The organism is Cupriavidus sp. FW305-F7 (genome assembly GCF_058782875.1).
In genome coordinates this window covers 36,371-60,967 of record NZ_JBYSYC010000027.1, presented here as the reverse complement: position 1 = coordinate 60,967, position 24,597 = coordinate 36,371, and the positions used below count along the sequence as shown (strand labels likewise).

The following is a 24,597-nucleotide window of genomic DNA, read 5'->3' as shown; positions in this document are numbered from 1 at the left end:
GTACGGAGCGCGGAAAACCAGGTATATGTCTTACAAGTGTTGTAGCACAAGGGTTTCACGGTGATTCAATGTTGTGCGGCATGCCCCGCGGCAATGCAACATATTCACCAAATCGACACATATCTCCACCTACAATGCCAGAAGGAGTCCCCATGCAACCGTCCTTCACATCCACCCTGCGCACCGCCGCCGCCATGCTTGCGCTAGCCGCCTCCGGCACGGCGCTGGCCCAGAAGACCACCCTCACCGTCTACACAGCGTGGGAGATCGAGACCCTCAAGCCGTACGCCGAGGGCTTTGCCAAGGTAGCGCCCGATATCGAACTGAAGTACGTGCGCGACTCCACCGGCGTCATCACCGCCAAGGCGCTGGCCGAAAAAGGCAACCCGCAGTCCGACGTTATCGCCGGGCTGGCGGCGTCGAGCCTGGAACTGCTCAAGCAGGAAGGGATGCTGGCGCCCTACGCGCCCAAGGGCTTCGAGAAACTGACGCGCGACTACAGCGACAAGGCCACGCCGCCGTCGTGGGTGGGGCTGGACGTCTGGGGCGCCACCATCTGCTTCAACACCATCGAAGCCAAGAAGCGCAACCTGCCGCGCCCCGAGACCTGGAAGGACCTGGCCAAGCCCGTCTACAAGGGCACCATCGTGATGCCCAACCCGGCCTCTTCCGGTACCGGCTTCCTGGACGTGACCGCCTGGCTGCAGCTCTATGGCGAGCAGGATGGCTGGAAGTACATGGATGCTCTGCACGAGAACATCGCCCAGTACACCCATTCGGGATCCAAGCCATGCAAGCAGGCCGGCTCGGGTGAGTTCCCGATCGGCATCTCGTTCGAACTGCGCGCGCACAAGACCCTGGCCTCGGGCGCGCCGATCGAGATGATCTTCCCCAAGGAAGGCCTGGGCTACGACATCGAGGCTGCCGGCATCGTCAAGGGCACCAGGAAGATGGAGGCCGCGCAGCGCTATATGGACTGGCTGGCCAGCAAGGAGGCCAACCAGCTGTTTGCCAGGGACTGGGCCATCGTCGCCTACCCGGGCGTGGCGAGAAAGATCGAGACCATCCCGGCCAACTACGAGCAGATGCTGGTCAAGAACGACTTCAGCCATATCGCCAAGAACCGCGAGCGCGTGCTGACAGAGTGGCAGAAGCGCTATGCCAGCAAGTCGGAGAAGCAGCCCTGAGCGCCTGAGCGCCGTCCTGTACCGGCGCCCTCGCCCCGGGGCAGAGGACGCCGGGTCCCCCAACAGAACACACCGGGCCCACACGCCATGCAGACCTCCCCATCCACGGCCGAGACCTACCTCAGCCTGAAAGGCATCCACAAGCGCTTCGGCGGCAGCAGCGGCGCCTTCGTGGCACTCCAACATATCGACCTGGACGTGCGCCAGGGCGAGCTGCTGTGCTTCCTGGGCCCGTCGGGCTGCGGCAAGACCACGCTGCTGCGCATCATCGCCGGGCTGGAATCGCAGAGCGCCGGCACCATCCACCAGGGCGGGCGCGACATCTCCACGCTGCCGCCGATGGAGCGCGACTACGGCATCGTGTTCCAGTCCTACGCGCTGTTCCCCAACCTGACGGTGGCGGACAACGTGGCCTACGGCCTGGTCAACCGCCGCATGCCGCGTGACCAGCGCCGCGCCCGCGTGGATGAGCTGCTGACGCTGGTGGGGCTGCCCGAGCGCGGCAACCAGTACCCGGCGCAGCTTTCCGGCGGCCAGCAGCAGCGCGTGGCAATTGCGCGCGCGCTGGCCACCTCGCCCGGCCTACTGTTGTTGGATGAGCCGCTGTCAGCGCTCGATGCCCGCGTGCGGGTGCGGCTGCGCAGCGAGATCCGCGCGCTGCAGCAGCGGCTGAACATCACCACCATCCTGGTCACGCACGACCAGGAAGAGGCATTGTCGATGGCCGACCGCATCGTGGTGATGAACCAGGGCGCGATCGAGCAAGTAGGCACGCCGGCGCAGATCTACCAGCGCCCGGCCACGCCGTTCGCCGCGGACTTCGTCGGCAAGACCAATATGCTGGGCGCGCGCGTCTGCGGCGACGGCGAGCTGCACCTGGGCGGCGTGCGCATGCGCTGCGCCGCGCCCCAGGGCTGTTGCGCCGACGAGGACGTGCAGGTGTTCTTCCGCCCCGAAGACGTCTGCGTGCGCGGCATCGAACAGCATGGCCCCAACGTGCTGGAGGCCACCGTCGACAAGATCGAGTTCCTCGGCGCGTTCTCGCGGCTGACGCTGCGCCTGCCTGACGCAGCGTCCGGCGCACTGTACGCCGACCTCTCCCTCAATGACCTGCACGAGCTGCGCCCGAACACCGGCGACCTGCTGCGCCTGGCCATTCCCGCTGACCGTATCCGCATTTTCCGCCACGCATGCGCATGAGCCTCACTGCGGCGCCGGCCACCACGTCTGCCACTACGTCTGCCACCATGCCGGCCACCGATACCGTCCCCGCCCCCGCCACCAGCGGGCCGGCCGGGCCTGCCAACCCTGGCGCGCAGCCCGCGCCGCCGGCCCTGGTCGCCACCGCGGTGCGCGCACACTGGACCGACCGCCTCGCCCACGTGCTGCTGGCGCTGGCCGCGCTGGCGCTTGCATGCTTCGTGCTGGCGCCGATCGTGATGATCCTGGCCAAGAGCGTGCAGAACCGCGACGGCAGCCTGGCCGGCATCGCGCACTTCCGCGCGTATTTCGAGTCGCCGGCGCTGCTGCGCTCGGTGTGGAACAGCCTGTGGGTCTCTGCCCTGGCCACCTGCATCACGGTGCCGCTGGCGTTCAGCTTTGCCTATGCGCTGACGCGCAGCCGCATCGCCTGCAAGGGCCTGCTGCGCAACCTGGCGCTGATCCCGCTGCTGGCGCCATCGCTGCTGGCGGCGATCTCCTTCATCTTCTGGTTCGGCAACCAGGGGCTGTTCAAGCCGTGGATGGGCAGCACCCAGATCTACGGGCCGCTGGGCATCGTGGCGTCGCTGGTGTTCGCCACCTTCCCGCATGCGCTGATGATCCTGATCACCGCGCTGTCGCTGACCGACGCGCGGCTGTATGAGGCGGCCGATGCGCTGGGCACCTCGACCGTGCGCAAATTCTTCACCATCACCGTGCCGGGCGCGCGCTACGGCCTGGTCAGCGCGGCCATGGTGGTGTTCACCTATGCGATCTCGGACTTCGGCATCCCCAAGGTGATCGGCGGCAATTTCCATATGCTGGCCACCGACATCTACAAGCTGGTGATCGGCATGCAGGACTTCTCGCAGGGCGCGGTGGTATCGCTGATGCTGCTGGTGCCGGTGGCCGTCACCTACTACGTCGATGCGCGCGTGCAGCGCCGCCAGATGGCGCTGATGTCGGCACGCTCGGTGCCCTACGTGCCGCGCCGCAGTCGCCGCTTCGACCTGATCATGGCGGTGTTCTGCTGGCTGATGGCGGCGCTGATGCTGGCGGTGATGGGCATGGCGATCTACGCATCCTTCGTCAAGCTGTGGCCGTACAACTTCTCGCTGTCGCTGAACCACTACCGGGTGGGGCTGGTCGAGGGCGGCGTGGTCGATTCCTACCTGAACAGCCTGCGCATGGCGGGACTGGCCGCCGTGATCGGGCCGGTGTTCATCTTCGCCACCGCCTACCTGCTGGAGAAGACCCGCGGCATGGACTGGCTGCGCAGCTTCGTGCGGCTGATGGCGGTGCTGCCGATGGGCGTGCCGGGGCTGGTGCTGGGCCTGGGCTACATCTTCTTCTTCGTGCCGCAGGCCAACCCGATGCACGGGCTGTACCAGACGTTGGGGATCCTGGTGCTGGTGACCATCGTCCACTATTACGCCTCCTGCCACCTGACCGCCGTGACCGCGCTCAAGCAGCTCGACAGCGAGTTCGAGGCCGTGTCCGCGTCGCTCAAGGTGCCGTTCTACAAGACCTTCTTCAAGGTCACGGTGCCGGCCTGCCTGCCCGCCATCCTGGAGATCTCGCGCTACCTCTTCATCAATGCGATGACCACGGTCTCGGCAGTGGTGTTCCTGTACGGCGCCGACACCAAGCTGGCCTCGGTCGAGATCGTCAACCTGGATGAATCCGGCGACATCGGCCCCGCGGCGGCGATGGCGACGCTGGTGGTGCTGACCTCGGCCTTCGCCTGCCTGCTCTATTACCTGCTGCAACGCGTGCTCGATTGCAAGACCCAGGCCTGGCGCCAGGGCAACGACTGACCTTCTCCTATCTCCACTCCTTCCCAATCAGGAGCTCACCATGATTCGCGGCAACGACCCGATCCTTCTGACCCCCGGCCCCCTGACCACCTCGCTCGCCACCAAGCAGGCCATGCTGCGCGACTGGGGTTCGTGGGACACCGCCTTCAACACCATCACGCGCAGCCTGTGCGACGACCTGGTGCGCATCGTCTACGGCGAAGGCACCCATGTGTGCGTGCCGATGCAGGGTAGCGGCACCTTCTCGGTGGAAGCCGCCATTGCCAACGTGGTGCCGCGCGACGGCAAGGTGCTGGTGCCGCAGAACGGCGCCTACTGCCAGCGCATCCTCAAGATCTGCAAGGTGCTGGGCCGCGCCAGCGTGGAACTGCCGATCCCCGAAGACCAGCCCGCCACCGCCGCGGTGATCGAAGAGGCCATCCGGCGCGATCCGTCGATTACCCACGTGGCGCAGGTGCACTGCGAGACCGGCGCCGGCGTGCTCAACCCGCTGCAGGACATCGCCGCGCTGTGCCAGCGACTGGGCAAGGGGCTGATCGTCGACGCGATGAGCTCGTTCGGCGCGATCGAGATCGACGCCCGCACCATGCCGTTCGACGCGCTGGTGGCCGCCACCGGCAAGTGCATCGAGGGCGTGCCGGGCATGGGCTTCGTGCTGGTGAAGAAGGACGTGCTGGAAGCCAGCCAGGCCAACAGCCACTCGCTGGCGCTGGACCTGTATGACCAGTACGTCTACATGCAGAAGACCACGCAGTGGCGCTTCACGCCGCCCACGCACGTGGTGGCGGCCTTCCGCACCGCGCTCGACCAGTTCCTGGAAGAAGGCGGCCAGCCGGTGCGCGGCGCGCGCTACCGCAGGAACTGCGACGCGCTGGTGCAGGGCATGGCCGCACTCGGTTTCCGCGCCTTCCTGCCGGCGGCGGTGCAGGCGCCGATCATCGTCACCTTCCATGCGCCGGCCGATGCGCGCTATGACTTCAAGACCTTCTATGCCAAGGTGCGCGAGCGCGGCTACATCCTGTATCCGGGCAAGCTGACGCAGATGGAGACCTTCCGCGTCGGGTGCATTGGTGCAATTGATGACAACGAGATGCGCAATGTCGTGACGGCAATCGGCGAGGTGCTGGGCGAGATGGGGATCAAGGCGCAGGCGCCGCTGGCGGAAGCGGCTTAAGGCGTTTTCCTCCAACACCCGGCAGCAGGCTCCTCTCTCCCGCTTGCGGGAGAGAGGAGCAAACCAGCGGACTTGCGAACGCATCAGAAGACCACAAGAACGACCCCTCCTTCATGTCCCTCCCCCCAGACTTTCACGGCCTCGCCTTTGCCGCCGTGATGCTGTCCGCGCTGATGCATGCGTCGTGGAACGCCATCGTCAAGATCGGCGGCGACCGGTTGTCGTCGATGGCGCTGATTGACACCTTCTGCCTGCTGGTGGCGCTGCCCTTCCTGTTCCTGGTGCCGCTGCCCGCGCCCCAGGTCTGGCCTTTCCTGCTGGCCACCGTGGCACTGGAGGTCGGCTACAAGCTGTCGCTGGTGGCCGCCTACAACCGCGGCGACTTCAGCCAGGCCTATCCGCTGATGCGCGGCTCGGCGCCGATGATGGTGGCGATCCTGCTGTTGCTGGCCGGCAGCGAACGGCTGGGGCCTGGCGGCTATGCCGGCATTGCACTGATCTGCTGCGGGCTGGTCAGCCTGGTGCGCTGGCGCCGGCAAACGCCCGACCTGCTCGGCTTTGCGCTGCTGGCCGGGGCCTGCCTGGCGGGCGGCACCGTAATCGATGGCACCGCGGTCAAGCGCTACGGCGAGGTCTTCACTTACATCGTCTGGCTGCAGGCGATGTCGCACATCTTCATGCCGACCTACGCCTTCAGCCGGCGCGGCACCGCGCTGGTCACGCTGATGCGCACGGAATGGAAGCGCGCGTGGATCGGCGGCATCAACCGGGTGGGCTCGTATGCGCTGATGCTGTGGGCGATGACCATGGCGCCCGTGACCAAGCTGGCGGCGCTGCGTGAATCGAGCGTGATCTTTGCCGCGTTGCTGGGCCACTTCCTGCTGCGCGAGCCCTTCGACCGGCGGCGGCTGATTGCAACCGCGCTGGTCCTGGCGGGGATCCTGACACTGCAACTGGCGCGCTGATCCGCCGATGCATGTGGCATTTTGTGTTGTTGGTTGGCGTTTTTTTGCATAACATGGCAGGCAACGCCAACCACTTTCCTGCCGAGGTTTTCCCGCCATGTCCCCTGTCATCCCATCCCACTCCCGCGTCGTCATCATCGGCGGCGGCATCATCGGTTGCAGCGTCGCCTATCACCTGACCAAGCTCGGCTGGAAGGACGTGGTCCTGCTGGAACAGGGACAGCTGTCCTGCGGCACCACCTGGCACGCGGCCGGGCTGGTCGGGCAACTGCGCTCGCAGGAAAGCATGACGAAACTGATCCGCTACTCCACCCAGCTGTACAGCGAACTGGAAGCGGAAACGGGCCTCGGCACCGGCTGGAAGCAATGCGGCTCGCTGTCGGTCGCGCGCACTGCGGAACGCATGACGCAACTGCGCCGCACCGCGGCAGTGGCGCGGGCCTATGGCGTGGATTGCGAGGTGATCTCGCCCGCGCAGGCCGGCGAACTGTGGCCGGTGATGCGCACCGACGACCTGCTTGGGGCGGTCTGGCTGCCGGGCGACGGCAAGGCCAACCCGACCGACCTGACCCAGGCGCTGGCGCGCGGCGCGCGCAGCCGCGGCGCGGTCATCGCGCAGGATACGAAAATCACCGCGATCCATACCCGCGATGGCCGCGCCACCGGCGTGAGCTGGCGCAACAAGGCCGGCGACGAAGGCCGCATCGAGGCCGAGATCGTCGTCAACTGCGCCGGCCAGTGGGCGCGCAAGGTCGGCCAGATGTGCGGCGTGACCGTGCCGCTGCACTCGGCTGAGCACTATTACATCGTCACCGAGCGCATCGCCGGCGTGCACCCTGACCTGCCGGTGATGCGCGACCCGGACGGCTTCATCTACTTCAAGGAAGAAGTGGGCGGGCTGGTGATGGGCGGTTTCGAGCCCAATGCCAAGCCGTGGGGCATGCAGGGCATTCCCGAGCCGTTCGAGTTCCAGTTGCTGCCTGATGACTGGGACCAGTTCGAGATCCTGATGGAGAACGCGCTGATCCGCGTTCCGGCACTGGAGTCGGCGCAGGTCAAGCAGTTCTACAACGGGCCCGAGTCCTTCACGCCGGACAACAACTTCATCCTCGGCGAAGCGCCCGAGCTTCGTAATTTCTACGTGGGCGCGGGCTTCAACTCAATGGGGATTGCGTCTGCCGGCGGCGCCGGCATGGCGCTGGCGGAATGGATCGTCGCGGGCGAGCCGACCATGGACCTGTGGCCGGTCGATATCCGCCGCTTTGCCGGCTTCAACGGCAACGAGAGCTGGCTGCACGACCGCGTCAAGGAAACGCTGGGCCTGCACTACGCGATGCCCTGGCCCAACCGGGAACTGGATACGGCGCGGCCGTTCCGGCGCTCGCCGCTCTATGCCCACCTGCACGCTGCCGGCGCCAATTTCGGTAGCAAGATGGGTTGGGAGCGGCCAAACTTCTTCGCGCCTGCCGGACAGTCGCCCGAGATCCGCTACTCGTTCGGGCAGCAGAACTGGCTGCCGTGGAGCGGCGCAGAACACCGCGCCTGCCGCGAGGCAGTGGCGCTGTTCGATATGAGTTCGTTCTCCAAGTACATCGTCAAGGGTGCCGATGCCGAGGCCGTGCTGCAATACGTGATGAGCAACGACGTGGCCGTGCCGCCGGGGCAGACCGTGTACACCGCCATGCTCAACGACCGCGGCACCTATGAATCCGACCTGACCGTGACGCGGCTGGCGCACGACCAGTACTTGCTGGTGACCGGCTCGGCGCAGACCACGCGCGACTTCAATTATATCGAGCGCCTGATTCCCGCCGACAAGCGCTGCGCGATTGTCGATGTCACCGGCCAGTTCGCCGTGCTGGCGGTGATGGGCCCGCGCTCGCGCGAGCTGCTGCAGAGCGTGTCGTGCACCGATTTTTCCAATCAGGCGTTCCCGTTCGGCACCTCGAAAGAGATTGATCTCGGCTATGCCACGGTGCGCGCGACACGCCTGACCTATGTGGGCGAACTGGGCTGGGAACTGTATGTCCCGGTGGAATTCGCCGTGGGCGTCCATGACACCCTGCACGAGGCCGGGAAACGCTTCGGACTGGTCAATGCCGGCTACTACGCCATCGAATCGCTGCGCATCGAAAAGGGCTACCGCGCCTGGAGCCGCGAACTGACCACCGACATTCATCCGTTCGAGGCCGGGCTGTCTTTTGCCTGCAAGCTGAACACGGGCATCCCGTTCCGCGGGCGCGAAGCGCTGCTCAAGCTGCGCGCTGCCGGCGGCACCGCGCAGGTGCGGCGCCGCGTTGCCGTGGTCACGCTGGACGGCGCCAGCGAGGCCATGCTCTGGGGCGGGGAGGCCATCCTGCGCACCGCCCAGGACGGCACCGTGCGCCCGGCCGGCTTCGTGACGTCGGCCGCGTTCGGCCACACCCTTGGCTGTCCGGTGGGCATGGGGCTTCTGGCACGCGCCGATGGTCCGGCCGACGCGGCATGGATCGAGGGCGGCAAGTATCACGTGGACCTGGCCGGGCAACTGCTGCCCGCGCGCATCCATCTGCGCGCGCCGTACGATCCGGCCAGCGAACGGACCAAGGCCTGAACATCGATGCAAGCGGATACCGGAGTGCCCATGCCAGTGATCCAGACCGAAAGCGCCAGCTACATCCTGACGCTGTCGTGCCCCGACCGTCCAGGCATTGTCCATGCCGTCTCGGCGCTGCTGGTGGAAGCCGGCGCCAATATCGTAGATTCCGCGCAGTTCGGCGATCGCGACAGCGCGCGGTTTTTCATGCGCGTGCACTTCCAGCGGCCGCTGCCAGAAGGCCAGGATGGCGGCGATGCGCTCGCTGCCCTGCGCAGCACGCTGGCGGGCGTGGCGGCCGCGCATGAAATGGACTGGTCCCTCCACGACGCCGCGCGCAAGCCGCGCGTGATGCTGATGGTGTCAAAGATCGGCCACTGCCTGAACGACCTGCTGTTCCGCTACCGCACCGGCCAGTTGCCCATCGAGATTCCGGCGATCGTCTCCAACCACAAGGACTTCTACCAGCTTGCGGCGAGCTACGACATCCCGTTCCATCACCTGCCCCTGCTCAATGCCACGCCGCAAGGCAAGGCCGCGCAGGAAGCGAGACTGTGGGACCTGGTCTGCGACTACAGTATCGACCTGGTCGTCCTGGCCCGCTACATGCAGGTCTTGTCCGAGGATCTGTGCCGCCGCCTGGAGGGCCGCGCCATCAACATCCATCATTCCTTCCTGCCCAGCTTCAAGGGCGCGCGCCCCTACGCGCAGGCCTACGAGCGCGGCGTCAAGCTGATCGGCGCCACAGCGCACTACGTGACCGGCGACCTCGACGAAGGCCCCATCATCGAACAGGAAGTCGCACGCGTGGACCATGCCATGGATGCCGCGCAGCTGACCGCCATCGGACGCGATGTGGAATGCGTGGCGCTGGCGCGGGCGGTGAAATGGCATGCGGAACATCGGGTCCTGCGCAACGGCGGCAGGACGCTGGTGTTCCGCTGACGCGGCAGCCTTTGCCGCCGCTTCAGGCTGCCACCGCCCGCCGAACCTTGCGCAACGCCTGCTCCAGCGCATCCATCGAGATCGACCCGAGCGCCAGCCGCAGCGCATGCGGCACGCTCGCTCCGACCGCGAACGGCTCGGCCGTCGTCACCAGCACACCCTCTTGCTCCAGGGCAGCCGCGACCTGGTCGGCGCGCAGGTCCTCCTCGAGTTCAAGCCACAGGTAGTATGAAGACGGGTGCGCCGTGACGCGGCAGCCGCGCAGGATGCGCCGCGCCAGGCTCTGCCTGCGCCGGGCGTCCTTGCGCTTGCGCTCCTCCAGGTCATCGACGGTGCCGGCTTCGATCCAGAGGCAGCCTAACGCCACGGTCAGCGACGGCGTGTTCCAGGTTGACACGCGAATGGCGCGTTCCAGGGCCGGCACCAGCGGCCCGGGCGCCGCGACGAACCCCATCCTCAGGCCCGATGCCACGCTTTTCGACAAGCCCGAGACGTAGACGGTCCGCTCTGGCGCGAAGGTGAACACCGGCTTCGGCGCCGGTTCGGCAAGGAAGGCATAGGCACCGTCTTCAATGATCAGCAGATCATGCCGTTGCGCCAGGGCCGCAAGACGGCCACGGTCCGCCTCGCTCATGACATAGCCCAGCGGATTGTGCATGGTCGGCATGGTGTAGACCGCCCGCACCGGACGCCGCTTGCAGAGCGCGGCAAGCCGATCCAGGTCCAGGCCCGCGGCGGTCGCCGGCAATGGCTCCAGGTCGAGCCGGTACAGCTGCGCCAGCGCCTTCATGCCCGGATACGTCAGCGCGTCAACCGCCAAGACGTCGCCGGGATTGAGCAGTCCCATCACCGTCACCGCCAGGCCCTGCTGCGCGCCATTGACGATCAGCACCTGGCTGCCCGGCACCCGGATGCCGCGGTTGCGCAGGTGCCTGGCGACGGCCTGCCGTTCGTGCGGGCGCCCGCCCTGCGGCGCGGAGTGCAGCAGCGCGTCGAGATCGCCCGAGGCCGCGATGCTGCGCAAGCCATCGCGCAACAGTTCAACCTGCCCGGGCAGCGACGGATAGTTGAAGGTCAGGTCCACCGCGCCGGCGCGCACCGGATGCTGTTCCAGCCCCAGGCCGCGCGGCAGCGAGGTATCGCGCACGAACGTGCCCCTGCCGGTCTCGCCGACCACCAGCCCGACGGCCTCCAGCTCGACATAGACGCGTGCCGCGGTCGCCAGCGCCACGCCGTACTGCTTCATCAGCGCACGCACCGTCGGCAGTTGCGTGCCCGGAGGCAGCTCGCCGCAATGAATGCGCGCGGAAATCTCGTCAACAATGGTTTTGTAGCGCACGTGGGCCATGCTTTGTATCTAGAACAATGCTTTGCGTGTATCAGGCCAGAAGAATAGCCTGCATGCCTAGTCAACGCTAACCATTTCCTGCACATGATTGCCCTGACCACCCTGTCGATCTTCGCCGCGGCAGTGATGCTGCTGCTCCTGTCACCCGGCCCGAACATGGCATTCGTGATGGCACATGGCATCACCTATGGCCCTCGGGGCGGCGTTGCGACGGCACTGGGGATTGCCGTGGCCGACCTGGTCCTCACGGTCCTGACCGCCACCGGCATCACCGCCCTGGTAATGGCGTGGGCGCCGGCGTTCGACCTGATCCGCTATGCCGGCGCGGCCTATCTGCTGTGGATGGCGGTCAAGGCGCTCCGGCAGCCGCTTGCGCTGAAGGAGGCAGTGGTGACGCAAGCGTCCTTGCGCTCGGTGTTTGTGCGCGCCATGCTGAACAGCCTGCTCAATCCCAAGGCGCTGCTGTTCTTCATGGTCTTCCTGCCGCAGTTCGTCGATCCCGGCAAGGGCGGCGTAGCCCAGCAGCTGCTCATGCTTGGCCTGGTCCTGACAGTGATCGCCACCGTGTTTCACGCGTTGCTCGGCGCGGCTGGCGGTACCGTGCGCCGCTTCCTGTCACGCCACCCCAAGGCCGCGACACTGCAGTCGCGCGGCCTTGCGGCCGTGCTGGTGCTGCTGGCGCTGCGGCTGGCGCTGACCTCGCGCCCGGCCTGAAACCGTTTCTCACGCAGAGCCCTTGATGTATATCGCAGCCTTTATTTACCGGCCCGGCCAGGCCGATGACGAGTTCCACCGCCTTAGCGCCCTGATCGACGAGATCGCCGCCGGCATACCCGGCTTTGTCGGTGCCGAGTCCTGGCGCTCGCCAGATGGCCAGTTGTCCAACGCCAGCTACTACTGGCGCGACAAGGACTCCCTGCAGGCCTTCGCCACCCACCCGCGGCACCTGGACGCCAAGCGCCAGTACCGCAAGTGGTATGACGGCTATCACGTGGTGATATCCGAAGTGCAGCGCGCCTATGGCGACGGTTCGCTCCGGCATTTCGTGCCCGACAGCCGGCGCCAGCCGCAGGGCTAAACGCCTTCACCTATCCGGCCGATCTTTGGACGGCCGGCCGCCGGGATATGAATGATTCTGGCGGCGATCTATCTGAGCAGCCAGTACCTGAACAAGGGCGACCTGGCGGCGATGACGACCTACCTGCTCGGGGACAAGCCGCCCGCACCGCAGCCAGTCAAGCCCGTCAACGCCGATGCCGCGCAACTGGCACCGGGCCGCCGCCACTATGTGGCGGTCTGCGCCGGCTGCCACGGCCGCGAGGGCGAAGGCAAGCCGCACGTGGCGGTATCGATGGCCGGCAACTCGACCGTGCGCAACACCGATGCGCGCAACCTGATCGTGTCGATGCTCGACGGCATCGAGGCGCAGCGCTTCCCCGGCGCGGAGGCCATGCAGGACATGCCGGGCTTTGCCGCGCGCATGAGCGACGACGAGCTGGCGCTGCTGGCCAACTACCTGCGCGCCACCTGGGGCGGCCAGCCGGCCGACGTGACGCCCGCCGCGGTCAAGGCGCTGCGCGCCGCAGGCCCCGGGCACTGAAGCCCTGCCCCGGGTGTTCCATTCTGGAACACCCGGTGTCACGCGCTGGCACAGCCGTGCCGGCGTGTGACATATCCCACCCGTGCCACGCGCACGCGCCCCCCGCTTTTCCCCGTTCTTTCGTTCGATTCCCGCCCCGGCACAGCTCTTGCGATCTGCCTGTTGTGCGCATGGCCGGAATGCCGTGACGACACCACAGAAATCACTGAACGGAGCGAGACATGAACATGGCGGAAATCGCCCAGCTGGGCGTCAACAACCCCTACAAGCAGCAGTACGAGAACTACATCGGCGGCGCCTGGGTGCCGCCCGCCGGCGGCGAGTACTTCGAATCGATCACCCCGATCACCGGCAAGCCGTTCACGCGCGTGCCGCGCTCCGGCCAGCAGGATGTCGACGCAGCGCTGGACGCCGCGCATGCCGCCAAGGCCGCGTGGGCTCACACCTCCACCACCGAGCGCGCCAATATCCTGAACCGCATCGCCGACCGCATCGAGGCCAACCTGAAGCTGCTGGCAGTGGCCGAGAGCATCGACAACGGCAAGCCGGTGCGCGAAACCACCGCCGCCGACCTGCCGCTGGCGGTCGACCACTTCCGCTACTTTGCCGGCTGCATCCGTGCGCAGGAAGGCGGCATCTCCGAGATCGACGCCGACACCATTGCCTACCATTTCCATGAGCCGCTGGGCGTGGTCGGCCAGATCATCCCGTGGAACTTCCCGCTGCTGATGGCCACCTGGAAGCTGGCCCCGGCGCTGGCCGCCGGCAACTGCGTGGTGCTCAAGCCGGCGGAACAGACGCCGGCCTCGATCCTGGTGCTGATGGAAGTGATCGGCGACCTGCTGCCGCCGGGCGTGATCAATGTGATCAACGGCTTCGGGCTGGAAGCCGGCAAGCCGCTGGCATCAAGCCCGCGCATCAGCAAGGTGGCGTTCACCGGCGAGACCACCACCGGCCGGCTGATCATGCAGTACGCGTCGCAGAACCTGATCCCGGTGACGCTGGAGCTGGGCGGCAAGTCGCCCAACATCTTCTTCGAGGACGTGCTAGCCGCCGACGACGCCTTCTTCGACAAGGCGCTGGAAGGCTTTGCCATGTTCGCGCTGAACCAGGGCGAGGTCTGCACCTGCCCGTCGCGCGCGCTGATCCAGGAATCGATCTACGACCGCTTCATGGAGCGCGCGCTTAAGCGCGTGGCCGCGATCCGCCAGGGCCATCCGCTCGACACCGGCACCATGATCGGCGCGCAGGCGTCCGCCGAACAACTGGAGAAGATCCTGTCGTACATCGACCTGGGCCGCAAGGAAGGCGCGCAGTGCCTCACCGGCGGCGAGCGCAACGTGCTGGACGGCGACCTCGCGGGCGGCTACTACGTCAAGCCAACGGTGTTTGCCGGCCACAACAAGATGCGGATCTTCCAGGAAGAGATCTTCGGGCCGGTGGTGTCGGTGACCACCTTCAAGGACGAGGAAGAGGCGCTGGCCATCGCCAACGACACGCTCTACGGGCTCGGTGCGGGTGTCTGGACACGTGACGGCGCGCGCGCATTCCGCATGGGCCGCGGCATCCAGGCGGGGCGCGTGTGGACCAACTGCTACCACGCCTACCCCGCGCATGCCGCATTCGGGGGCTACAAGCAGTCCGGCATCGGCCGCGAGAACCATCGCATGATGCTCGACCACTACCAGCAGACCAAGAACCTGCTGGTGAGCTACAGCCCCAACGCGCTCGGGTTCTTCTGACCATGGCGGGCTCGACGTCCGCTCCCGCCACCGCGCCGGTCGCACGCGTGGTGGCAACCCCGGCCGCGCTCACGCTGATCGCGGAGCTGGCCGCGCGGCATGGCCCGCTGATGTTCCACCAGTCCGGCGGCTGCTGCGACGGCAGCGCGCCGATGTGCTACCCCGCCGGCGAACTACTGGTGGGGCAGGCCGATGTCTGCCTGGGCGAGATCGGCGGCGCGCAGTTCTATATGACGCGGGCGCAGTTCGAGTACTGGCAGCACACGCGGCTGGTGATCGATGTGGTGCCAGGGGCAGGCGGGATGTTCTCGCTGGAGGGACGGACGGGGAAGCGGTTCCTGACCCGGTCGGAGTTGTTCAGCGATGAAGAGGCTGCGTGGCTGGCGGCGCAGCCGGGGTTGTGAGGGTGATTGCTTGCTGATGTCGGTAGTTGCTTGCCGACGGAGTGCTCCCTCTCCCGCTTGCGGGAGAGGGAGCAAACAAGCGGTCGGCGGGACTGCCTCAGCGCTCCGATTCCGGCTCGCCTTCCAACCCCTCCCTCAACCTCCGATAGATCGTATTGCGCGACACCCCCAGCTCACGCGCCACGTGGCTGACATTGCCGCCGTGCCTGGCGAGCGCCTGCCGGATCAGGCCAGCTTCCCAGTCGCGCATCCGGCTGGCCTTTGAGGACGCCGGCGGCTGCGCAGAAGCCGCTGCATCACAGCGCTCCACCTCATCGCCACACTCCTGCTCAAACCCTTCCGGCAGGTGTTCCACCCCGATCTCCGCCTCCCCTTCCGCCAGGATCGCCGCCGTGCGCAGCACGTTGGCAAGCTGCCGGATATTGCCCGGCCACGGGTGCCGGCGCAGCAGCGCCAGCACCTGCGCGTCGACATGCACCGGGGACGGCAAGCCGGCGTCTTCGCCCTGCCGCTGCAGGATGCGATCGACCAGAAGCGGCAGGTCGCTGCGCTCGCATAGCGACGGCAGGGTCACGGCCAGCGCATTGATGCGGTAGTACAGGTCTTCGCGGAAGGCGCCATCGGCAATCATCGCGCGCAGGTCGCGGTGGGTGGCGCAGACCACGCGCACATCGACCGGCAGCGCGCGGGCGCTGCCCAGCGGGGTAACCGCACGCTCCTGCAGCACACGCATCAGCCGCACCTGCTGTGCCAGCGGCATGTCGCCGATCTCATCCAGGAACAGCGTGCCGCCGTGCGCCTGCACGACCTTGCCCTCGCTGCCGCGGCGGCGCGCGCCAGTGAAGGCGCCTTCTTCGTAGCCGAACAGTTCGGCCTCGATCAGCGATTCGGGGATGGCCGCGCAGTTGACCGCGACGAAAGGCCCGCCGGCGCGCGGCGAGGCGGCGTGGATGGCACGCGCCAGCCACTCCTTGCCGGTGCCGGTGCGGCCCTGGACCAGGATGGTGATATCGCGCCCGCTGACCTTGCGCACGCGGCGCAGCACTGCGGCCACGGCGGCGTCGCCGGTATCGAGCGCGGCAAGTGCCGGCGGCAGCGGATCTTCGGCGCTGGGCTGGCGCACCGCGATGGGCGTGGCCAGGTATTCGATGCGGGCAAACACCTGTACCCGGCTGGGCAGCGTCAGCGTCTGCAGTGATCCCGCCGCGCCGCTGCGCGCCTGCATCGCCGCGCGCACCGGCTGGCCGAACAGCCCGGCAAAGCCGGCTGCCGCCAGCGCGTGCGGGGCCAGCCCCAGCTGGAACAGGCCGCTGCGGTTGGCAGCCAGGAAAGCACCGTCGGGCGAGAACGCCGCCATGCCCTCGAACAGCGTGCCGACGAACTCGGGCCGCGCATGGAAGCGCACCAGCAGCGCGTCCGGGAAGTGGTTGGCAAACAGGTGGTTCTCGATCATCTGCGCCGACATCCGCACCAGCGCCATGGTGTGCCGGTGGAAGCCGCGATGATCGCCGCTGACATCGAGCGTGCCCAGGATGGCACCGGTCGGGCTGGCGATCGGCGCGCATGAGCAGGTCAGCTGGTGGTTGGACTCGAGGAAATGCTCGCTGGCGTGGATCAGGGTGGGGCGGGCCTCGGCCAGTGCGGTGCCGATGGCGTTGGTGCCCTTGCTCGGCTCCGACCACGACACCCCCGGCGCCAGCGCGACGCGCCGCGCCCGCGCAACGAAGTCGCCGTCGCCCAGGCTGTGCAGGATCACGCCGCTGCTGTCGGTCAGCAGCACCATGCTGTCGGTATTGGCGATCTGCGCGTGTAGGGTCTCCATCACCGGCAAGGCATGGCGGTACAGGTCGCAGCTGGCGTCCACCAGCTCACCCAGCGCGCGCGGGCTGACGGCATCGAAGCCGGGCGCATGGCGCGCATCCAGCCCGAAGCCGGCCGAGCGCGCATGCGCGCGGGCGATCAGGCCGGCGCGGTCGGCATCGGTCGGGTCGACATGGGCAGCCTGGGGGGCAACATCGGAAGGCGCAGCGGGATGGGCGGCACGGTGCATGACGGCGGGTCTCCTGTATCAGGCGGCGCGCGTCGCGGCCGCTGCCCTGCCGTCCCGTGGCGCGTGCCGTGCAGTTCAGGTGCGGCGGCAGGCCGGGCGGCTGTATTCCGGCAACCTTATCACAGGCTCCCGGCCATGTATTGCCCCCGCGCCATGCCGGGCCGGGGTCAGCGTTTTTCGTCGAGCAGGTCGTTCAGGATCTCGTCGAAGGTGGCCTGGGCATCTTCCAGCGCCTGCAGCGCCGCATCGAACGTCTGCAGCGCAAGCTTGGATGGCTTGCCGCTGCCCTGCGGCGGATAGTGGGTCTGCAAGGCGGTGAAGGCCACCTGCACCTGCCGCGTCGCCGCGACCACGCGTTCCATCGCCTGCGCCTCTTCGGCGCGGTATTGCTCGTGTTTCTGCTCGCTCATGCCTGTTTGCTCCGTATGCGCGTCGTCTCGGGAGGGGGCGCGCGCGCGTGAATGAGGTATATCGTACAAGAACTGCGCCGGCCGGCTTGCGCTGCGCGCTTGCGCCAGACAAAAATGAGGTAGGCTGCGCGGCTGGGCGGCAAGGCCGGCGCTGGTGCGCCTCGCCTGGCAGCGACACTGAAGACTAGCCATGCCATTGATCACCCGCCGTACGCTGGCAGCCGCGCTGATGACTGCCAGCGGCTTCGCATGCTACTGGACCTACCTGACGCTCAACCAGGAGCGGCTGCTGTTCGATGCGCGCCGGCGTCCGCCGCGCGACCTGCCCGACGGCATCATTGGCTACTCGCACCTGATCCCCGGCGGCGTGGTGCGCGGCTACATCTACCATACCCCCGGCGACAACGTGCGCGACCTGCTGTTCTACCTGCCCGGGCGTGGCGAGGATGTGCTCGAAACGCTGCAGTACGCACGCTGGCTGCCCGCCGGCATGGCCTTCGCCACCTACGACTACCGCGGCCTGGGACACTCCGACGGCCTCCCGTCCGAGGGCGCCGCAGTGGCCGACGCCAGCCAGTTCCTGCTGCATGCGCGGCGTGTCTTCCCCGACACCCGTGTGCATGTGGTGGGGCGCAGCCTGGGCACCGGCGTCGCGATCCAGCTGGCGGACCTGCAGGACTTCGAGAGCCTGCAGCTGATCACGCCCTACGACTCACTGCTTGAACTGGTGCGCAAGCGCTTCCCGCTGGTGCCGCTGCGCCAGCTGATGCGCCACCATTTCGATTCGATCTCGCACTGCAAGAAGGTCGTGCAGAGCACCAAGGTGCTGCTGGCCGAGACCGATGAAGTCGTGCCCCATGAATGCTCTGAACGGCTCATGGCCGCCTGGCCGGGCCCGGTGGCGCTGCAGACCGTGCCAGCCACGGATCACTTCACTATCATCGAACGCGAGGAGACCTGGCTGGCGCTGTGCGAATTTGCCCGGCATCACAGCCAGGCCAGGCTGCGCGTGGCTACGGCACAGCCCGCCCGGCCCGCCCCGCCGGCCGCCGCCGGCACGCCGCCCGTCGACCATGACGAGCTCGGCAATCCGTTGCCGCTGGCGGCCAGGCGCTAGCACCAGTCAGCCAGCGGGTAAAATGCGCGCATGAAAAAAATCGCAGTCAAGGCAGGCGGCGCCGTACTGGCGCTGGCTGCAGCCGGTGCCTTGCTTGCCGGCTTTGCCGCGGTGGTAAGCCTGCGGCAGCTTCCCCCAGTCGACGCCCTGCGCGACTACCGGCCCGACGTGCCCCTGCGGATCTACACCAGCGACAACGTGCAGATCGGCGAGTTCGGCAGCGAGCACCGCGAGTTCATCCCCTTCGGGCAGATGCCGTCGCGCATGGTCCAGGCGCTGCTGGCAGCCGAGGACGACCAGTTCTACCAGCACGAGGGTGTCGACTTCCCCGGCGTGCTGCGCGCCGCGCTGGCCAACCTGGGCCAGGGCTATGCGCAGGGCGCCTCCACCATCACCATGCAGGTGGCGCGCAATTTCTACCTGTCGCGCGAAAAGACGCTGGCGCGCAAGTGGTATGAAATGCTGCTGGCCTGGCGCATCGACCAGACCCTGCCCAAGGACCGCATCCTTGAGCTGTACATGAACCAGGTCTACCTGGGCGAGCATGCCTACGGCTTCGGCAGCGCCGCGCATGCGTACTTCGGCAAGCCGCTGGCGTCATTGTCGCTGGCCGAGACGGCCATGCTGGCGGGGCTGCCCAAGGCCCCCTCCTCCATCAACCCGGTGGTCAACTTCCCGCGCGCCAAGCGGCGCCAGGAATATGTGCTGGGCCGCATGCTGGCGCTGGGCATGATCAGCCAGGACGACTACCGCGAGGCCCGCGCCGCGCGCCTGGCGATCTCCGACAACAGCCCCGGCAGCTTTGCCGGGCATGCCGAGTACGTGGCCGAACTCGCGCGCCAGCTGGCGCGCGAGCGCTTTGGCGACGAGGCCTACACGCGCGGCCTGAACGTCTACACCACGGTGTCGTCGGTGCGACAGACGCTGGCTTACGATGCGGTGCACGGTGGGCTGGAAGGCTACGCGCGGCGCCACCGCAAGTTCGTCAAGGACCTGTCGCAGGGTCCGCAGGCCGCGCTGGTATCGCTGGACAGCGCCACCGGCGCGATCGAGGCGATGGTGGGCGGCGCCGACTTTGCCACCAGCCGCTTCAACCATGCCACCCAGGCGCAGCGCCAGCCGGGCTCGACCTTCAAGCCCTTCGTCTATGCGGCGGCGCTGGAGCGCGGCGTGTCGCCCCGCACGCTGATCAATGACGCGCCGCTGCCCAATGGTTCGCGCTGGCAGCCGACCAATGACGACGGGCGCTTTGTCGGCCCCATCACCGTGCGCCAGGCGCTGGCCGAATCGCGCAACCTGCCGGCGATCCGCACGCTGCAGGCGATCGGCATCCCGTACGCGGTGGAGTTCGCCAGCCGCTTCGGCTTCGCGCCCAGACGGCTGCCGCGCTACCTGCCGCTGGCACTGGGCACCGGCACCACTTCGCCGCTGCGCCTGGCCGCGGCCTACGGCGTCTTTGCCAACGGCGGCCACCGCACCGAGCCCTACCTGATCGCGCGCATCACCGACAGCGAAGGCAAGGTGCTGTTCTCTGCCGAGCCGGGCAACGCCACGGACAGCCCGGCCCCGCCGCGCGTGATCAGCGCCCGCAACGCCTTCGTCATGGACAGCCTGCTGCGCAGCGTGGTCGACGACGGCACCGGCGCCGGCGTGCGCCGCTACCTGCGCCGCGACGACGTGGCCGGCAAGACCGGCACCACCAACGATTCGGTCGACGGCTGGTTCGCGGGCTACGCCGGCGGCGTCGTCACGGTGGCGTGGATGGGCTACGACGACAACCGCAGCCTGGGCGAGCATGAATTCGGCGCCACCACCGCGCTGCCGGTGTGGGCCGCCTATATGGAGGGCCGCCTTGCGGGCGTGCCTGTGCCTGCAGCCGAAGCGCCCGCCGGCGTGGTCCGCGTGAGCGACGACTGGATGTACGCCGAGTATGCCGATGGCAGCCACGGCATCGCTGCCATTGGCTTCCCGCCACCGGCACCCGCGGCGGCGCCGGCGGTCGATCCGGTCGCCAGCAGGCTCGGCGGGCCCGCGGCCGCGGCACCGGCTGGCTCCGCACCGACGCCCGTCACCAGCGAGGCGATTGGACTGTCGGCGCCCGGCGCTGCCACGCCGGCCGTCCCCGCAGACGCCAGCCTGTAGACTTCGGGCTTTCCACTGTCCCGATCCCGATGTCCAGCCACGCCCCTCTGCTGATCTGGTCGGTCGCCGCGCTGACCACGGCCGGCGTCCTGTTCCGCCCGTTCCGCCTGCCCGAAGCCTTCTGGGCCACCGCCGGCGCCCTGCTGCTGTGCGTCACCGGCCTGATGGCGCTGCCCGACGCGCTGGCGGCGGTGCTGCGCGGCTACGACGTGTACCTGTTTCTCGCGGGCATGATGCTGATCTCCGAGCTGGCCCGCAAGACCGGGCTGTTCGACCACGTCGCCGCGCTCGCCGTGCGCCGGGCGCGCGGCTCGGCGCTGCGGCTGTTTCTGCTCGTGTACGGCTTCGGCACACTGGTGACGGCATTCATGTCCAACGACGCCACCGCCGTGGTGCTGACGCCCGCAGTGCTGGCCGCCACGCGCGCCGCGCGGGTCCGGCATCCGCTGCCCTACCTGTACGCGTGCGCCTTCATCGCCAATGCCGCCAGCTTCGTGCTGCCGATCTCCAACCCGGCCAACCTGGTCATCTTCGGCACACGCATGCCGCCGCTGGCGGGCTGGCTGGCGAGCTTCGCGCTGCCGTCGCTGGCCGCGGTGCTGGCCACGCTGGCGGCGCTGTGGTGGACGCAGCGCGCGGCGCTGGCCGAGCCCATCGAACATGACGTGCCGGTGCCGCCGCTGTCGCCGCAGGCCCGGCTGACCGCGCTGGGTATCGTGCTGACCGGCCTGATCCTGCTGGTGGCCTCGCTGCGCGGCAACGACCTGGGCTGGCCGACCTGCGCGGCGGGCGTGGCCACGCTGCTGCTGGTCTGCGCCACCCGGCGCGAGCTGCTGGTCCCGGCGCTGCGCGAGGTTTCATGGGGGGTGTTGCCGATGGTGGCTGGGCTGTTCGTGCTGGTGGCGGCGCTGGAGCAGACCGTGGTGATCGGCCACCTGGCCGATGCCGTCGCAGCGGCGTCGCGCGACGGCGGCGCGCTGGCCCTGCTGGGCGTGGGCGCGGTGGTGGCACTGGCGGGCAATATCGCCAACAACCTGCCGGCAGGCCTGATCGCCGCCTCGGCGCTGGCGGGCGGACATGCCTCGCACGCCGTGACCGGTGCAGTGCTGATCGGCATTGACCTTGGCCCCAACCTGTCCGTCACCGGCTCGCTGGCCACGTTGCTGTGGCTCACGGCGCTGCGGCGCGAAGGGCATATGGTCAGCGCCGGCCAGTTCCTGCGCGTGGGGGCCGTGATCATGCCGGCAGCGATGCTGCCAGCATTGGCGCTTTTGCTGCTTTAGAACCCGTTTCAGAATGAAAATGGGGACGCGTTCAAGCCAGGCGCGGCGCAGGCTAGGCGCGGGCCGCCGGCCTTGGTCATTCCAAGGTCAAGGCCCGTAACAACGCATGCGCCGCGCCTGGCTTGAACCCAAAGGGAAGGCTGCTGCCGGGCCCCTTTTTCATTCTGAAACGGGTTCTTAAGCCGCTGACTCAGCTGGTGGCGGCGTCGTTGGCCGCGGGGGTGCTGGCGGCCTGCAGCAGGGGCCGGCGCAGGCCGGTCGCGCCATGGCGCACGGCACTGGCGTGGTGTTCCGCCACGCCCGTTTCCACCGGCGTGGCCGGCAGCGGCACTGTGACCACATGGAGCAGCATGAGGCTGCTGCACGGAAAGGCAATCGGCATGATTACGTTTTTCCCGACAAAGAGTCTGGCCGCGCGCTGCAGCGGCCGGGTGCCGGCGGCTTTATGGCGGGCTGCCTAGCGTTGTGCAGACATTATGTGCGCTTGTCGGCGTTGTGCGGCGCGGGCTTTAGCGATGTCATGAACTATTCACGGAGCAATGCCGGCTTGTGGCGTAATCGGCCCACCGCACCGCATCCTGCCATGCCCCGCGCGGGTTGTGAGGCCACGGCATCTGCCATATAGTGAATCCGGCACACCCGCTGCGCAGTCATCCATCCCACCACGCATAACCATGACCAGCAAGGACGCGGCGCACCGCGCGAAGGACAGCAACGCCGGCGACGATGCCGGCCACCCCCACACCCACAGCGTCTCGGCCCGCATCCGCGCACGGCTGGAGGCCGCCCAGGAGCGCTTCCACGCCAACGACAATATTGCGCACTACATCGAGCCGGGCGAGATGGAGCAGCTGCAGGCGGAAGTGCAGACGCGCCTGGAAGACGTGCTGCGCGCGCTGGTGATCGACGTCGACAACGACCACAACACCCAGGAAACCGCGCGCCGCGTCGCCAAGATGTACCTGAAAGAGATCTTCGCCGGCCGCTACGCCAAGGCCCCGCCGGTGACCGAGTTCCCCAACGTCGGCCAGCTCAACGAACTGATGATCGTCGGCCCGCTGCGCGTGCGCAGTGCCTGCTCGCATCACCTGTGCCCGATCATCGGCAAGCTGTGGGTAGGGGTGATGCCGAACCAGCATTCCAACCTGATCGGCCTGTCCAAGTACGCGCGGCTGGCCGAATGGATCATGTGCCGGCCGCAGATCCAGGAAGAGGCGGTGGCACAGGTCGCCGACCTGCTGCAGGAAAAGATGAATCCCGACGGCCTGGCCATCGTGATGGAGGCCGAGCACTTCTGCATGCACTGGCGCGGCGTGCGCGACACCGATGCCAAGATGACCAACAGCGTGATGCGCGGCTCGTTCCTGAAGGACGACAGCCTGCGCCGCGAGTTTCTCACGCTGCTGAACCACAACCGCGGCTAGGCGGCACGCCCCGCCACCCACCAGCCGCCACAACCGAGCGCCACGACCATGCTAGTCCGCCTGCTCTATGCCAGCCGCGCCCGCCAGGCCATCGACGCCGCCCTGCTCGACGCCATCCTGGCCGCCAGCCTGGAACGCAATCCGCGCCACGGCATCACCGGGGTGCTGTGCCACGGCAACGGCATCTTCCTGCAGGCGCTGGAAGGCGACCGCCAGGACGTGTCACAACTGTTCCAGGCGATCGCACGCGACCCGCGCCACCACGACGTGACCCTGCTGCATTTCGAGGAAACCTGCACGCGCGACTTTGCCGGCTGGGCGATGGGCCAGGTCAATGCGGCGCGCATCAACACCGCCACCCTGCTCAAGTTCTCGGCGCGGGCCGAACTGGACCCGTACCGCACCTGCGGTGCGGCGTCGCTGGCATTGCTCAAGGAACTGATCGCCGGCGCGTCAGTCGTGTCGCGCACCGGCGAACGCGGACGGCACTGAGCCGCGCCGCCAGGGCCTGCGGCGCGCTTCTGTCACCAGGGCTAGGCCGTCACCTGGCCGAACAGGCCGCACTCCAGGTCACTCTCGAATTCCTCGACCCAGACCGAATCGGGGCCGGCCTCATAGACACTGGTCTTGTCCGTGCCCACCCGGCGCACGCTGACGCGCCGCACCCCGGCCTCGCGGCTTTCCTCGAGAATCTCGAACATCTCGGCCGCCAGCCCGACATGCCTGCATACCTGCAGGACCTGTTGCTGCTCGTCGGCGGGAAATTCGGTGAACGGTCTCGTTGCCATGGCATCCTCCGTCAAGGTTGAGATCGCCGCTTGCGCGCAGCGCTAACGCGCGTGGTGCCCATGCACCACGCCTGGAAAAGACATGCCGCGGCCGTCAGCCGGCGGCACATCCGCGCGCCCGCCGCACTACGGGGCGGCGGGCCGCAAACCCTCCTGGGAGGTAGTTGTTCGGACTCGGCGGACTCAGCTCTTGCGCTGGGTCACTGCCACGAACGGGGCCGGTGCGTGCTGGACGGACTGGCTGCCGCAGTTCGGGCAGTTCGGATGGGCAGAGGCGTGTTCTGCGAGATGCTCGGTTTTCTCGAACATATGGCCGCACTTCTCGCAGCGGTATTGGTAGACGGGCATGGCGTTCCCCAACGCGGTGCACGCGCCGCGGGGCGCGTGTCAGCTTCATTCTAGGACAGCGGTCCGCGCCCCGATGCG

22 protein-coding genes and 1 pseudogene are annotated in these 24,597 nt (G+C 67.8%); 17 read left to right on the top strand and 6 right to left on the bottom strand.

All coding sequences use genetic code 11. The features are described from left to right. Positions 1-152: 152 nt before the first annotated feature. The 7 genes from AC3WL8_RS23670 to purU all read left to right on the top strand — a co-directional run bounded on the left by AC3WL8_RS23670 (position 153) and on the right by purU (position 9,863). Entirely contained in the window at positions 153-1,187 is a 1,035-nt protein-coding gene (locus AC3WL8_RS23670; protein ID WP_492378915.1) for a putative 2-aminoethylphosphonate ABC transporter substrate-binding protein, read from the top strand. An 87-nt stretch (positions 1,188-1,274) separates the two neighbouring features. Continuing rightward, on the top strand, positions 1,275-2,387 hold the full coding sequence (locus tag AC3WL8_RS23665; protein WP_013953553.1) for a putative 2-aminoethylphosphonate ABC transporter ATP-binding protein: 1,113 nt from the start codon (positions 1,275-1,277) through the stop codon (positions 2,385-2,387). Continuing rightward, positions 2,378-4,204, top strand: coding sequence for a putative 2-aminoethylphosphonate ABC transporter permease subunit (locus tag AC3WL8_RS23660; RefSeq protein WP_013953554.1), 1,827 nt, complete (start codon positions 2,378-2,380; stop codon positions 4,202-4,204). The genes AC3WL8_RS23665 and AC3WL8_RS23660 overlap by 10 nt, the downstream gene beginning before the upstream one ends. 40 nt (positions 4,205-4,244) lie before the next feature. After that, positions 4,245-5,378, top strand: coding sequence for a 2-aminoethylphosphonate--pyruvate transaminase (locus AC3WL8_RS23655; protein WP_492378914.1), 1,134 nt, complete (start codon positions 4,245-4,247; stop codon positions 5,376-5,378). Positions 5,379-5,491: 113 nt separating this feature from the next. Next, a complete protein-coding gene (locus AC3WL8_RS23650; RefSeq protein ID WP_013953556.1) occupies positions 5,492-6,343 on the top strand; it encodes an EamA family transporter in 852 nt (283 codons plus the stop codon). 97 nt (positions 6,344-6,440) lie between these two features. Further along, positions 6,441-8,936, top strand: a complete 2,496-nt coding sequence (locus AC3WL8_RS23645; RefSeq protein ID WP_013953557.1) for a GcvT family protein — start codon at positions 6,441-6,443, stop codon at positions 8,934-8,936. A 30-nt stretch (positions 8,937-8,966) separates the two neighbouring features. Then, complete coding sequence (purU, locus tag AC3WL8_RS23640; RefSeq protein ID WP_013953558.1) at positions 8,967-9,863, top strand: formyltetrahydrofolate deformylase; 897 nt, start codon at positions 8,967-8,969, stop codon at positions 9,861-9,863. Positions 9,864-9,885: 22 nt separating this feature from the next. Here the strand turns inward: purU and AC3WL8_RS23635 are convergent, their stop codons facing one another. Continuing rightward, positions 9,886-11,211, bottom strand: a complete 1,326-nt coding sequence (locus AC3WL8_RS23635; RefSeq protein WP_211981906.1) for an aminotransferase-like domain-containing protein — start codon at positions 11,209-11,211, stop codon at positions 9,886-9,888. A gap of 84 nt (positions 11,212-11,295) precedes the next feature. Between AC3WL8_RS23635 and AC3WL8_RS23630 the strand changes: the two genes are divergently transcribed. From AC3WL8_RS23630 to AC3WL8_RS23610, 5 genes and pseudogenes are all read left to right on the top strand, one after another. Next, the gene (locus tag AC3WL8_RS23630; protein WP_013953560.1) at positions 11,296-11,925 is read left to right on the top strand and encodes a LysE family translocator; all 630 of its coding nucleotides are present in this window, start codon (positions 11,296-11,298) and stop codon (positions 11,923-11,925) included. 25 nt (positions 11,926-11,950) lie between these two features. Beyond that, a complete protein-coding gene (locus AC3WL8_RS23625) occupies positions 11,951-12,289 on the top strand; it encodes an antibiotic biosynthesis monooxygenase family protein (RefSeq protein ID WP_013953561.1) in 339 nt (112 codons plus the stop codon). Between the two features lie 66 nt (positions 12,290-12,355). Then, a pseudogene (locus tag AC3WL8_RS23620) lies at positions 12,356-12,811 on the top strand (c-type cytochrome); the annotation flags it as partial. 221 nt (positions 12,812-13,032) lie between these two features. Next, complete coding sequence (adh, locus tag AC3WL8_RS23615) at positions 13,033-14,553, top strand: aldehyde dehydrogenase (protein ID WP_013953563.1); 1,521 nt, start codon at positions 13,033-13,035, stop codon at positions 14,551-14,553. A gap of 2 nt (positions 14,554-14,555) precedes the next feature. Then, positions 14,556-14,957 (top strand): DUF779 domain-containing protein, encoded by a 402-nt coding sequence (locus tag AC3WL8_RS23610; protein ID WP_013953564.1) that lies wholly within the window; start codon positions 14,556-14,558, stop codon positions 14,955-14,957. 97 nt (positions 14,958-15,054) lie between these two features. Here the strand turns inward: AC3WL8_RS23610 and AC3WL8_RS23605 are convergent, their stop codons facing one another. Further along, positions 15,055-17,007 carry a sigma-54-dependent Fis family transcriptional regulator gene (locus AC3WL8_RS23605; RefSeq protein ID WP_013953565.1) on the bottom strand — a complete coding sequence of 651 codons (1,953 nt, stop codon included), beginning with the start codon at positions 17,005-17,007 and terminating at the stop codon, positions 15,055-15,057. 167 nt (positions 17,008-17,174) lie between these two features. Next, positions 17,175-17,417, bottom strand: a complete 243-nt coding sequence (locus tag AC3WL8_RS23600; RefSeq protein WP_018308883.1) for a hypothetical protein — start codon at positions 17,415-17,417, stop codon at positions 17,175-17,177. 190 nt (positions 17,418-17,607) lie between these two features. Here AC3WL8_RS23600 and AC3WL8_RS23595 point away from each other — a divergent pair, with 190 nt between their 5' ends. From AC3WL8_RS23595 to AC3WL8_RS23585, 3 genes are read left to right on the top strand one after another with little or no spacing between them, the layout of a single operon-like run. Then, a complete protein-coding gene (locus AC3WL8_RS23595) occupies positions 17,608-18,534 on the top strand; it encodes an alpha/beta hydrolase (RefSeq protein ID WP_013953566.1) in 927 nt (308 codons plus the stop codon). A 30-nt stretch (positions 18,535-18,564) separates the two neighbouring features. Continuing rightward, positions 18,565-20,676, top strand: a complete 2,112-nt coding sequence (locus AC3WL8_RS23590; RefSeq protein WP_013953568.1) for a penicillin-binding protein 1A — start codon at positions 18,565-18,567, stop codon at positions 20,674-20,676. A gap of 29 nt (positions 20,677-20,705) precedes the next feature. After that, on the top strand, positions 20,706-21,959 hold the full coding sequence (locus AC3WL8_RS23585) for an arsenic transporter (protein ID WP_013953569.1): 1,254 nt from the start codon (positions 20,706-20,708) through the stop codon (positions 21,957-21,959). Positions 21,960-22,149: 190 nt separating this feature from the next. Here the strand turns inward: AC3WL8_RS23585 and AC3WL8_RS23580 are convergent, their stop codons facing one another. Beyond that, positions 22,150-22,311, bottom strand: coding sequence for a hypothetical protein (locus AC3WL8_RS23580; RefSeq protein WP_013953570.1), 162 nt, complete (start codon positions 22,309-22,311; stop codon positions 22,150-22,152). Positions 22,312-22,633: 322 nt separating this feature from the next. Here AC3WL8_RS23580 and folE point away from each other — a divergent pair, with 322 nt between their 5' ends. Further along, complete coding sequence (gene folE / locus AC3WL8_RS23575; protein ID WP_041228695.1) at positions 22,634-23,383, top strand: GTP cyclohydrolase I; 750 nt, start codon at positions 22,634-22,636, stop codon at positions 23,381-23,383. A gap of 48 nt (positions 23,384-23,431) precedes the next feature. Next, positions 23,432-23,875, top strand: coding sequence for a BLUF domain-containing protein (locus tag AC3WL8_RS23570; RefSeq protein WP_013953572.1), 444 nt, complete (start codon positions 23,432-23,434; stop codon positions 23,873-23,875). Positions 23,876-23,916: 41 nt separating this feature from the next. On the opposite strand, the gene AC3WL8_RS23565 is transcribed toward AC3WL8_RS23570, so the two are convergent. Further along, positions 23,917-24,171, bottom strand: a complete 255-nt coding sequence (locus AC3WL8_RS23565) for a hypothetical protein (protein ID WP_013953573.1) — start codon at positions 24,169-24,171, stop codon at positions 23,917-23,919. Between the two features lie 183 nt (positions 24,172-24,354). Beyond that, positions 24,355-24,519 (bottom strand): FmdB family zinc ribbon protein, encoded by a 165-nt coding sequence (locus AC3WL8_RS23560; protein WP_010812787.1) that lies wholly within the window; start codon positions 24,517-24,519, stop codon positions 24,355-24,357. Positions 24,520-24,597: the final 78 nt, after the last annotated feature.

Coding starts and splice junctions, on each gene's coding strand:
- AC3WL8_RS23610 (WP_013953564.1), top strand. CDS start 14,556: ATGGCGGGCTCGACGTCCGCTCCCGCCACCGCGCCGGTCGCACGCGTG.
- AC3WL8_RS23565 (WP_013953573.1), bottom strand. CDS start 24,171: ATGGCAACGAGACCGTTCACCGAATTTCCCGCCGACGAGCAGCAACAG.
- AC3WL8_RS23655 (WP_492378914.1), top strand. CDS start 4,245: ATGATTCGCGGCAACGACCCGATCCTTCTGACCCCCGGCCCCCTGACC.
- AC3WL8_RS23605 (WP_013953565.1), bottom strand. CDS start 17,007: ATGCACCGTGCCGCCCATCCCGCTGCGCCTTCCGATGTTGCCCCCCAG.
- AC3WL8_RS23670 (WP_492378915.1), top strand. CDS start 153: ATGCAACCGTCCTTCACATCCACCCTGCGCACCGCCGCCGCCATGCTT.
- AC3WL8_RS23650 (WP_013953556.1), top strand. CDS start 5,492: ATGTCCCTCCCCCCAGACTTTCACGGCCTCGCCTTTGCCGCCGTGATG.
- AC3WL8_RS23560 (WP_010812787.1), bottom strand. CDS start 24,519: ATGCCCGTCTACCAATACCGCTGCGAGAAGTGCGGCCATATGTTCGAG.
- AC3WL8_RS23630 (WP_013953560.1), top strand. CDS start 11,296: ATGATTGCCCTGACCACCCTGTCGATCTTCGCCGCGGCAGTGATGCTG.
- AC3WL8_RS23595 (WP_013953566.1), top strand. CDS start 17,608: ATGCCATTGATCACCCGCCGTACGCTGGCAGCCGCGCTGATGACTGCC.
- AC3WL8_RS23635 (WP_211981906.1), bottom strand. CDS start 11,211: ATGGCCCACGTGCGCTACAAAACCATTGTTGACGAGATTTCCGCGCGC.
- AC3WL8_RS23645 (WP_013953557.1), top strand. CDS start 6,441: ATGTCCCCTGTCATCCCATCCCACTCCCGCGTCGTCATCATCGGCGGC.
- AC3WL8_RS23590 (WP_013953568.1), top strand. CDS start 18,565: ATGAAAAAAATCGCAGTCAAGGCAGGCGGCGCCGTACTGGCGCTGGCT.
- AC3WL8_RS23660 (WP_013953554.1), top strand. CDS start 2,378: ATGCGCATGAGCCTCACTGCGGCGCCGGCCACCACGTCTGCCACTACG.
- AC3WL8_RS23665 (WP_013953553.1), top strand. CDS start 1,275: ATGCAGACCTCCCCATCCACGGCCGAGACCTACCTCAGCCTGAAAGGC.
- AC3WL8_RS23600 (WP_018308883.1), bottom strand. CDS start 17,417: ATGAGCGAGCAGAAACACGAGCAATACCGCGCCGAAGAGGCGCAGGCG.
- AC3WL8_RS23625 (WP_013953561.1), top strand. CDS start 11,951: ATGTATATCGCAGCCTTTATTTACCGGCCCGGCCAGGCCGATGACGAG.
- purU (WP_013953558.1), top strand. CDS start 8,967: ATGCCAGTGATCCAGACCGAAAGCGCCAGCTACATCCTGACGCTGTCG.
- AC3WL8_RS23580 (WP_013953570.1), bottom strand. CDS start 22,311: ATGCTGCTCCATGTGGTCACAGTGCCGCTGCCGGCCACGCCGGTGGAA.
- adh (WP_013953563.1), top strand. CDS start 13,033: ATGAACATGGCGGAAATCGCCCAGCTGGGCGTCAACAACCCCTACAAG.
- AC3WL8_RS23570 (WP_013953572.1), top strand. CDS start 23,432: ATGCTAGTCCGCCTGCTCTATGCCAGCCGCGCCCGCCAGGCCATCGAC.
- folE (WP_041228695.1), top strand. CDS start 22,634: ATGACCAGCAAGGACGCGGCGCACCGCGCGAAGGACAGCAACGCCGGC.
- AC3WL8_RS23585 (WP_013953569.1), top strand. CDS start 20,706: ATGTCCAGCCACGCCCCTCTGCTGATCTGGTCGGTCGCCGCGCTGACC.